Here is a 9,490-nt window from a genome sequence, read left to right on the forward strand (position 1 = left end):
TTCTCGTCGATGACTATCTTTCCGAAGCTGTAAGCGTCGATATGCATGCCGATCGTATCCCTTTCTTTTTATTTTATCACCGATCGCCGATAACCTGTACGATCAGGCTTCGCTGCCTCTTTCTATTGTCGAAGTCTATGAAGACGATCTGCTGCCATGTCCCTAATGAGAGCTTACCGCCCACTACCGGGACACTGAGGGAAGGTTTCATGAGAGCGGCCCTCACATGGGCAAATCCATTTCCGTCTCCCCATCGATTGTCATGCTCATACATAATATCTGAAGGCGCTATCTTCTCTATCGCCTTCTTCAGATCATTCATCACTCCCGATTCATACTCGATCGTTGTGACCGCCCCTGTCGAGCCGGTGCAGAAGACGGTGGCCAGACCGTTTCCGACCTTAGACTTCTCCAAAATCGAGACAACCCCGCCGGTAAAATCGACGATATCGGTGAAGCCCTTCGTGTGGAGTGATATCGTATCGGTAAAGATCATTATTGGGTGCTACGAATCAACGCCGACTTTATAGAGCATCGTCTTTTTCCAGTATTGAAGTCCTGCTTCCCCCAGTCCCGAAACATCGATATAGTCTTCCTTCAGGGATGCAAGAAACTGGGTGTTTCTGAGATATCTCAAGACAAGGACATCGGCGATGTCATCGGGGACCTCGAGCCTTTCTATCGTTGTCATCGCCTCTATGAGACCGTCGACTTGACGTTCCTCACGCCTCATGAGATCGAGATTCGATTCTTCGCCCCTCATGCACGACCTCTGAATGGATGCCATCATCGTCTCATAGGAAATCAGGCCTTTCATTACCTCAGCCACGCTAGTCAGGAAACTGAATTTTTCCATCTCGCTATTTCTTTCCTCCTCGGTTCTCCGTTGTCATTTCGGGACCCACACCTTACCCTTATCGATGATATGCTCAACCTCCCATCCCCTCTTATGAAGCTCACGCGAAATCCACTTCCGGTGGCACTTCCAGGGAAACCGTTCGGAACAGACGATCACCGAAGGTCGCAATTGAGCAAGAGCCTCGAGCCTGCCTATCCCTTCCACGAAAGCGTCGGTAAGGGTATAGGCGATATAGCCCCCCTTCCTGAAACCGCCGAGTTCCTTGCCGAGGAAATGATACTCGATCCCTTCGCTCCTCAGGAGATCTTCGAGATTAGCCTTGCTGAAAACAGCGATCTTGGACTTCGGAGAACTTCTCACGTCCACGAGGGCCTCGATGCCGTACGACAAGAGTATCTCGACAAAATCCTCTTCGCTTCTCAGGTCGGTCCCCAGGGTGAATATCCTCTTCACTACCCCAGGAGCGTCGGCGAGGCTAACTGCTGATTTCGCCGTCAACGGACGGGGCGCATCTCCCGTAGACTTCATCGAGGATCTCTTTTGCGCCGCGTGAAAGAATATCTTCGGCCAGGGCGATACCGAGGGCCGCTGCCTGTTCCGAGCTCCCTTCGATATGACCCTTTACGATCCTGTCTCCGGTGACGCTCCCCACAAGTCCGTCCATGACGATCTTTCCGTCAATGAGCCGCGCATGCGCTGCGATCGGAACCTGGCATCCGCCTTCGAGTCTCTTGAGAAGTGCCCTCTCAGCCCTGACGCAGGTAGAGGTTTCCCCATGATTCAGCGGCGCGACGAGCTTGTTGATGAACTCGTCGTTCACCCTGCATTCGATGCCGATCGCCCCCTGACCTATGGCGGGAAGACTTATCTCCGGGCTTAGTACCTCTGTTATCCGTTCGGCCCATCCGAGCCTCTTCACACCGGCGGCCGCTAGGATTATGGCATCGAACTGTCCTTCATCGAGTTTCCGCAGCCTCGTGTCTAGGTTCCCTCTCAACTGGGCTATCTTCAGGTCGGGCCTTCTGCTCAAAAGCTGGCATGACCTTCTCAGGCTGCTTGTCCCGATCGTCGCCCCCTGCGGAAGATCGTCAAACCTCTTTATTCTCTTCGGACCCCCGGCTGTTATGAAGGCATCCCTCGGGTCTTCTCTCTTGCAGATAACCGGAAGATACAAGCCTTCTGGAAAGTCCGTGGGCACGTCCTTCATGCTGTGGACCGCCAGGTCGGCGCCACCGTCGAGCAGCGCCTCCTCAATCTCTTTGACAAAGAGCCCCTTGCCGCCGACCTTTGCGAGCGGGACATCAAGGATCTTGTCCCCCGTCGTCTTTATCTTGTTCAGTTCAACCGAAAGCCCCGGCGTCATCCGTTCGAGTTCCGCCTTTACCCACTCCGCCTGCCAGAGCGCGAGCTTGCTGCCCCGGGTCCCTATGACTACTCTCTTCTTTTCCATCGCGTTGCTAGGGCTTATTCCTCCTCTCCGTTTATTCCGTAAAGTCTCTTGATCGTCGCGACGAGCATGTCCTTGTCCTCGGCGTCCTCCTTAAGGGCTACCGTTGGGGGATGAATCAGTTTATTCGTGATGGCTGAGGCCAGATATTCCACCGCCTTGCGCTCCTTCTCGCTCAGTTCGGGGAACTTATTCACGAACCGTTCCAGCTCCTCCCTCTTGATCGCCTCCGCCTTGTTCCTGAGCGCCACCACCGTAGGAACGGAATCGAGGGACGATATCCATTTATTGAAGGCCTCGATCTCTTCCGTGATGATTACCTCGGCCTTCTCCGCCTCCTTCTTCCGTTCGAGGATGTTCGCATCGACCGTGCCCTGGAGGTCATCGACATCGTAGAGATACACGTTATCGAGGTCGTTAATCCCCGGGTCGATGTTGCGCGGCACGGAGATATCGATGATGAAGACCGGCCGCTGTTTCCTCTCCTTCATCACGCGCTGCATCTCTTCCTTGTGGAGCACATACGTCGGCGCGCCGGTAGAGCAGATGATGATGTCGGAATGCACCATCTCCTTCAGGAAGTCGTCAAACTTCACCGCCCTTCCGGCAAATTCAGAGGCGAGTTCGCATCCCCTCTCAAAGGTCCTGTTGACAACAGCAACGTCTCTTACCCCGCAGTTGACCATATGCCGTGCAGCCAGTTCCGCCATCTCTCCGGCGCCGAGGAGCATGAAGGATTTTTCAGGGAGGTCGGTGAATATCTTCCGGGCAAGTTCGACCGCAGCAAAGCTTATCGAGACCGCATTTTCGGCGATCTTTGTCTCCGTCCTTACCCGCTTCGCCACGGAGATAGCCTTCTTCATGAGCCTGTTGAGGAGGATGCCCGTCGTCTTTTTTTGGAGGGCGAAGTCAAAGGCATCCTTCAGTTGTCCGAGTATCTGGGGTTCCCCGACGACCATCGAATCGAGGCTTGAAGAAACCCTGAATACGTGTCTCACCGCATCGCTGCCGTGATACACATAGAGAGATCTCTTCAGCGCATCCCTGTCTATGCCGTGGAACTCGGAGAGAAAGGCGCAGATCGTCTCGAAGGAACTCTCGGTATCCTTCACGTCCGCGTACATCTCGACCCTGTTGCAGGTCGAAAGGACGATCGCCTCATCAACCCCCCGGAGTTCCCGGAGTTTCAGCAGTCCCTCCTCCAGTTTCGGCCCGTTGAAGGCGAGCCTTTCCCGGACATCGACATCAGCGGTCTTGTGGTTCAAGCCGACAACGATGATCTTCATACAAACGCGTGGAGACCCTTCAGGAGCAGGTTCACGCCGAAGAAGGTAAAGATCACGCTGATGAAGCCGACGATCGAGAGGATCGCAGCCTTCCTCCCCCTCCATCCCGCGGTCAATCGCACATGAAGCACCAGGGCATAGATAAACCATGTCACGAGCGACCAGACCTCCTTCGGGTCCCATCTCCAGTAGCTCCCCCAGGCACTTTCCGCCCAGAGGGCCCCGGTAATAATGGCGAGGGTCAGGAGGGGAAACCCGAGGGTTATCAGTTTATAGTTGACCTCGTCCAGGATCTGGAGGTTCGGCAGCCGCTGAAAGAGTCCTCCCAAATGTTTTGATTTCAGATGATGCTCCTGTATCAGGTACATGAGGCCTATGCCGAAGGCCATCGCAAATGCCGCGTCGCCGAGGAACGCAAGAAAGGTATGAATGCCGAGCCAGTAGCTCTGGAGCACCGGGCTCAGGGGCTTTATCTCCCGGGGCAGCATGGAGGAAGAGAGCATGAGGACGAAGACAATGGGCATCGTGAACGGACCGAGGAGGTCAAGCCGGTAACGGTATTCGAGAAAAAAGAAGATGAGGACGATGCACCAGGAGAAGAACGAAGATGCCTCATGGAGGCTCGTGATCGGCAGGTGCTGGGCATCGACATACCGGAAGACGATATTCGCCGTGTGGAGGACAAAGCCCGCAACAGCGCATATGAGGATGAACCGTGACGTCGCCTTAGAGCCCTTGAGAAGTTCTATGATGCTGCCGATGGTCGAAGCAAAATAGAAGGTGAGACTGAGTTCGAAGAGGAGTACCGCCATCAGAAACAACCGAGTCCGCAATCGGAGATCTTTATTCCGAGTTCATTGCAAACGTCACCAACGTCTTTATAGGGGACCTTCAGCTCCTCCGCTATCTGTCTCGCCACGGCACAGGGAAGCTTGCCCCCGACGGATCTTTCCTGAACCAGAACCCTTATCTTCTCCTTTGTTTCGACCATTTCCGTTATATAGAGCAGAAGCCCTTCGTCGCCGTCGGGAGACCTCAGGAACCGTTTACCGTTCCCTCTCATTACTTCAGCCGGCTCTCCCTCAAAGACGAGGGCATCGGCCTTTTCTAAGATTCCCTCTGCGCTTCCTTTCAGGATTCGCGAATCTTTCCCAAATATAAATAATATAATATCGGGCTTTAAAAACTCAATCGCGCTGTTCCCCTCGACGATGATTCCCCTGAGGTCAGAGAGTTTCTCGACGGCCAACGGGAGCACTTCTGCGAGCTCTGAGGGGGGCGCCTGGACCCAGAGAACCCGCTCTGCGCCGGAGTCAAGCATGATCTTCGTGTCCTTGCCTTCGGCTGCGAGGATATCCTGATCGTCTACGAGAGAAGCATAGAGGCCGGTCTTCGTATATTTTATCGCGCCCCATCCCCTGAGTCTCCGGAGGAGGAGCGAGGCATAGGCGGTTTTTCCGGAGCCGCTGTGGGCGCCGCCCACTCCTATGATCAGGGGCCTTACCATTGAACGTCCGCGGACCTTTTTCGAACCAGGGAGAGGGTCAGCTGCCTGCCAGGCTCTCGGACAACTGTTCGGGGCTCACCGCCGCTTTATATCCGCACTCTTTCCTGTGACAGGAGAGGAGTATCTGGCCCGCCTTGTCCCGTTTCTCGAAGAGGAAGGCCGCTCCGCAGTTCGGGCACTTTTTCGGGACCGGCTTATTCCAGGTCGCAAATTTGCACCGCGGGTAGTTGTTGCAACTCCAGAACGGTTTTCCCTTCTTTGTACGCCTCTCGACAATGTCTCCGCCATCCTCGGGACATTTTACCCCTGTTGACAGAGGCTTCGTCGTCTTGCATTCCGGATAGCGCGAACAGGCGAGGAATTTTCCGAATCTCCCTGATTTGAGAACCATCGGTGAACCGCAGACCTCGCACTTCTCGTCGGTCACCTGGGGGGCCTCTGTGCCCTGGCCCTCGAGCGGCCGCGTATTCTTGCAGTTCGGATATCCTGAGCACGCCATGAACCTCCCGTGACGTCCCCATTTGATGACCATGGGCATCCCGCACTTCTCGCACATAATGTCGGTGGGGATGTCTGCTGGTTTTATCTTGCCGAGTGTCTTCGTCGCCTCCGAAAGGTCATGGCTGAAGGGCCTGTAAAAATCCTTCACAACCTCGACCCATTCGAGTTTCCCGTCCTCGACGCCGTCGAGTTCGTCTTCCATCTTCGCGGTAAACCCTATGTCGATCAGTTCGGGGAACTTGTCGACAAGGAGGTCATTGACCACCACGCCGAGTTCGGTGGGGGAAAACCTGCCTTCCTCTTTGTGCACATACTTCCTGTCCTGAATGGTCGATAGGATCGTCGCGTACGTGCTCGGCCTCCCGATCCCCTTTTCTTCCAGCGCCTTAACGAGCGTGGCCTCCGAGTAACGGGGGGGCGGCTGGGTAAAATGCTGTGTAGGCTTCGCCTCCTTCAGCGTCAAACGATCCTCTGCCTTGAGATGGGGGAGTATCCCCCCTTCCTCTTCCTCAATCTCGTCCTTGCTTTCTGTGTAGAGGGCCATGAATCCGTCGAACCTCACCACGGTCCCTGATGCCCTGACGTCGAATGTCTTGCCGGAGTTCTCGATGATGAAGGTGGTCTGCTCAAGCCTCGAAGGCGACATCTGGCTCGCGACAAACCTGTTCCATATGAGCGAATAGAGGTTATGCTGATCCCTCGTCAGGAAGGATTTCAATGCCTCCGGGGGGCGGGTTATGTCGGTCGGCCTTATCGTTTCGTGCGCCTCCTGGGCACCTGCCTTGCTTTTATAGGCAGGGGGCTTTTCCGGAAGATAGTCCTTCCCGAACCGCTTCTCTATAAACTCCCTCGCCCACTGCTGCGCCTCGGGGGCGACTCTCACCGCATCGGTACGCATATAGGTGATCAAGCCGACTGAACCTTCCTCCCCGAGTTCGACTCCCTCATAGAGCTGCTGCGCGAGCATCATCGTTCTCTTTGCGGTGTACTTCAGCTTCCTCGCTGCCTCCTGCTGAAGGGTGCTCGTCGTGAAGGGGGGATAGGGCGACCTCTTCCGCTCTTTCTTGTCGATCTTCGAAACGGAGAGCGCCTCCGCTTCGATCTCGCTCGTGATTCGCCCCGCATCCTCGGAGGTCCTTATGAGAAACCGTTCGTTCCCTTCGGCTTCACGGTTGACAACAAGGGAGCCGCGATACTTATAGAGCTTTGCGGGGAACGCAGGCAGAACAGGGCCTTCCAACTGGAGCGCGACGTTCCAGTATTCCTCTTTTTGAAAAGCCTCAATTTCCCGCTCCCGATCAACAACGAGCCTGACAGCTACGGACTGGACCCTCCCTGCGCTCAGCCCGCGCCGCACCTTCTTCCAGAGGAGCGGACTCAATCCGTAACCGACCAGCCTGTCGAGTATCCTCCGCGCCTGCTGTGCGTCCACCTTATTGCTGTCTATCCGCCTCGGACTTTTTATCGCCTCATGCACGGCCCGCTCCGTTATCTCATTGAAGGTGACCCTGAATATCTTCTCTTCCTTCGCCTTCGGCTTCGGTTTCGCGTCCGAGAGCACCGATGCTATGTGCCAGGCGATCGCCTCCCCCTCCCGATCCGGGTCGGGCGCCAGATAGACCGCGTCTGCCTCTTTCGCCGCCTTCCGCAATTCCCTGATGACTTTCTCCTTACCGGGGATCGTCACGTAGCTCGGTTCAAAATCCTTCTCGACGTTGACGCCCATCTCCTTCTTCGGCAGGTCCCTGATGTGCCCTATCGAGGCCTTAACAAAGAATCCTTTCCCGAGTATCTTATTTATGGTATTTGCCTTTGCAGGCGACTCAACAATGACGAGAGACTTCACGCACGACCTCCTTCAGTTCCAGAGAATTTTCTTGCCATCACCATAGATAAACGCATAGATTTCTTCCTCATCAAGTGATGTCTTCTCCATGAGGGTATATACAAGGAAAGACATGATCCTGTCAAGCTCTTCCTCTTCAAGATACTCCAGGTCTTCCGCCCTGGCGGTAAGATATCTCTTTGCCATCGAACATCCGCGGGACTCGCCCGCCCTCCCTTACTGGATAAGATAGAACCTCTTGCCCTCTGTCTGCCTGACGATTCCCTTGAGTTCAAGGTTAAGCAATGTGGCGAGAACCCGTGAGGGAGAGAGTGTAAGCCCTCTCGATATCACGTCAATGTGGAGCGGCTCTCCTGTTAGTATATCACAGAGTCTTCTCTCTTCATCCGTCATATCCGCCCGCGATTTCTCTCTCGCCGGCACAAACCCCTTGAGCATAGGGCCGAGTTCCTCCACGATATCTTCCGTCCGCTCGATGAGCTTTGCCCCCCGCCGAATGAGGTCATTTGTTCCGCTCGAATTGGGAGAGGTAATGCTGCCGGGAACAGCGAAGACCTCCCTATTCTGTTCGAGCGCATGCTGAGCGGTGATGAGCGATCCGCTTTCACGGGTCGCCTCGACAACGAGAACCCCGAGGGAAAGTCCGCTGATGAGCCTGTTCCGTATCGGAAAATTCTCTCTGTTCGGTTTTGTACCGAGGGGAAATTCTGACACCACATATCCTGATTCAGCGATCTTCTCCATGAGTCCCCTGTTCTCGGGCGGATAAGCGGTATCTATTCCCGACCCGAGAACGGCGACGGTCCTCCCTCCCGATGTGAGAGAACCCACATGGGCGATTGTATCGATGCCCCGCGCCATGCCGCTAACGACGGTGAACCCTGCGCCGGCCAACTCCGACGAAAGCTTCTCGGTCACCACACGTCCGTAATGGGTCGGTTTCCTCGAGCCGACGATCGCGACCGCAAACCGGTCCTCCTCTCTCATCGATCCCCTCACATAGAGGAGAACCGGTCCGTTTTCCACCTGCCTGAGGAGGTCAGGGTAGTCAGGGTCCTTACAGGTCACCACCCGAGCACCGGACCGATTCAGGAGGGCGAGGCATTTTGCCGCCTCCTTGAACCCTGAAAAGTCTTTTATGTTTTTTGCCTTCCGTTCACCGATTCCATCGATGGATGAGAGTTCTTTCAGGGAGGCCCTGAAGACATCCTCCGGTTCTCCATACAGGGAAAGAAGCTTCCTGAACGTAACCGTGCCTATTTCAGGCACGAGGGAAAGGGCGATCCATGATTCAAGATGAGACATGGGGGTTTCGCAAAAGCCTTCTTACCCGCAGACGGAGGGCACTGAGCTTGATAAAGCCCTCTGCGTCCTTCTGGTCGTAAATCTCCTCTTCCTCAAAAGTAGCGAGCTCCGGGTGATAGAGGGATTTCTCCGATCTTCTCCCGACGACGAGACAGGCACCCTTATAGAGCTTCAGTCTCGCCTCGCCGCTCACATCTCTTTGGATATCATCCACCGCGCGCTGAATGACCTCCCTTTCAGGCGATATCCAGTAGCCGTAATACACGAGCTCGGCATATCTCGTGACAAGGGAATCCCGAAGGTGAAGGACCTCTCTGTCGAGGGTCAGCGATTCTATCGCCCTGTGGGCGGCGTGGAGTACCGTACCTCCGGGTGTCTCATATACGCCGCGCGACTTCATCCCCACATACCGGTTCTCGACGATGTCGACCCTCCCGATGCCGTTACCGCCGGCGATACCATTGAGGGCTTCGAGCAGACGGGCCGGGCTCATGTCCGTGCCGTTCAAGGCCACGGGGTCGCCGGCCCTATAGGATATCTCGACTGTCGTGGCCGTGTCGGGCGCTTTCTCCGGCGGCACCATCATGGTATACATATCGCGAGGGGGCTCGGACCAGGGGTCTTCGAGAATCCCTCCTTCGTAACTGATATGGAAGAGGTTCCTGTCCGTGCTGTAAGGCTTTTCCTTTGTAGCGGTAACGGGGATGCGATGCGCCTCAGCATAGTCAATGAGTGACTG

General features: G+C 55.4%; 11 protein-coding genes. All 11 read right to left on the reverse strand.

Translation table 11 applies throughout. From position 1 onward, the window contains the following. Positions 1-76 precede the first annotated feature (76 nt). Entirely contained in the window at positions 77-496 is a 420-nt protein-coding gene (locus VEI96_10715) for a secondary thiamine-phosphate synthase enzyme YjbQ (GenBank protein HXX58462.1), read from the reverse strand. Between the two features lie 9 nt (positions 497-505). Next, positions 506-856 carry a hypothetical protein gene (locus VEI96_10720; GenBank protein ID HXX58463.1) on the reverse strand — a complete coding sequence of 117 codons (351 nt, stop codon included), beginning with the start codon at positions 854-856 and terminating at the stop codon, positions 506-508. Positions 857-889: 33 nt separating this feature from the next. Further along, entirely contained in the window at positions 890-1,357 is a 468-nt protein-coding gene (locus tag VEI96_10725) for a DUF488 domain-containing protein (GenBank protein HXX58464.1), read from the reverse strand. Beyond that, positions 1,335-2,309 carry a hydroxymethylbilane synthase gene (gene hemC / locus VEI96_10730; protein HXX58465.1) on the reverse strand — a complete coding sequence of 325 codons (975 nt, stop codon included), beginning with the start codon at positions 2,307-2,309 and terminating at the stop codon, positions 1,335-1,337. Before hemC ends, VEI96_10725 begins: the two co-directional genes overlap by 23 nt. Before the next feature lie 14 nt (positions 2,310-2,323). Further along, the gene (gene hemA, locus VEI96_10735; protein ID HXX58466.1) at positions 2,324-3,592 is read right to left on the reverse strand and encodes a glutamyl-tRNA reductase; all 1,269 of its coding nucleotides are present in this window, start codon (positions 3,590-3,592) and stop codon (positions 2,324-2,326) included. Continuing rightward, positions 3,589-4,404 carry a c-type cytochrome biogenesis protein CcsB gene (ccsB, locus tag VEI96_10740; GenBank protein ID HXX58467.1) on the reverse strand — a complete coding sequence of 272 codons (816 nt, stop codon included), beginning with the start codon at positions 4,402-4,404 and terminating at the stop codon, positions 3,589-3,591. The genes hemA and ccsB overlap by 4 nt, the downstream gene beginning before the upstream one ends. Beyond that, a complete protein-coding gene (locus VEI96_10745; GenBank protein HXX58468.1) occupies positions 4,404-5,099 on the reverse strand; it encodes a hypothetical protein in 696 nt (231 codons plus the stop codon). Before VEI96_10745 ends, ccsB begins: the two co-directional genes overlap by 1 nt. A gap of 37 nt (positions 5,100-5,136) precedes the next feature. Further along, positions 5,137-7,446 carry a type I DNA topoisomerase gene (gene topA, locus VEI96_10750; protein ID HXX58469.1) on the reverse strand — a complete coding sequence of 770 codons (2,310 nt, stop codon included), beginning with the start codon at positions 7,444-7,446 and terminating at the stop codon, positions 5,137-5,139. Between the two features lie 12 nt (positions 7,447-7,458). Continuing rightward, on the reverse strand, positions 7,459-7,632 hold the full coding sequence (locus VEI96_10755) for a hypothetical protein (protein HXX58470.1): 174 nt from the start codon (positions 7,630-7,632) through the stop codon (positions 7,459-7,461). A 30-nt stretch (positions 7,633-7,662) separates the two neighbouring features. Beyond that, a complete protein-coding gene (gene dprA, locus VEI96_10760) occupies positions 7,663-8,751 on the reverse strand; it encodes a DNA-processing protein DprA (protein ID HXX58471.1) in 1,089 nt (362 codons plus the stop codon). After that, on the reverse strand, positions 8,738-9,490 hold a 753-nt coding region (locus VEI96_10765; protein HXX58472.1), incomplete at its 5' end, for an argininosuccinate synthase. The genes VEI96_10765 and dprA, both read right to left, overlap by 14 nt.

This window comes from Thermodesulfovibrionales bacterium, assembly GCA_035622735.1.
Lineage (GTDB): Bacteria > Nitrospirota > Thermodesulfovibrionia > Thermodesulfovibrionales > UBA9159 > DASPUT01.

What these genes read in the sequence shown, in the direction of transcription:
- VEI96_10720 (HXX58463.1), bottom strand. Translation starts at nt 856, where the DNA reads ATGGAAAAATTCAGTTTCCTGACTAGCGTGGCTGAGGTAATGAAAGGC.
- ccsB (HXX58467.1), bottom strand. Translation starts at nt 4,404, where the DNA reads ATGGCGGTACTCCTCTTCGAACTCAGTCTCACCTTCTATTTTGCTTCG.
- VEI96_10715 (HXX58462.1), bottom strand. Translation starts at nt 496, where the DNA reads ATGATCTTTACCGATACGATATCACTCCACACGAAGGGCTTCACCGAT.
- VEI96_10745 (HXX58468.1), bottom strand. Translation starts at nt 5,099, where the DNA reads ATGGTAAGGCCCCTGATCATAGGAGTGGGCGGCGCCCACAGCGGCTCC.
- hemC (HXX58465.1), bottom strand. Translation starts at nt 2,309, where the DNA reads ATGGAAAAGAAGAGAGTAGTCATAGGGACCCGGGGCAGCAAGCTCGCG.
- dprA (HXX58471.1), bottom strand. Translation starts at nt 8,751, where the DNA reads ATGTCTCATCTTGAATCATGGATCGCCCTTTCCCTCGTGCCTGAAATA.
- VEI96_10755 (HXX58470.1), bottom strand. Translation starts at nt 7,632, where the DNA reads ATGGCAAAGAGATATCTTACCGCCAGGGCGGAAGACCTGGAGTATCTT.
- hemA (HXX58466.1), bottom strand. Translation starts at nt 3,592, where the DNA reads ATGAAGATCATCGTTGTCGGCTTGAACCACAAGACCGCTGATGTCGAT.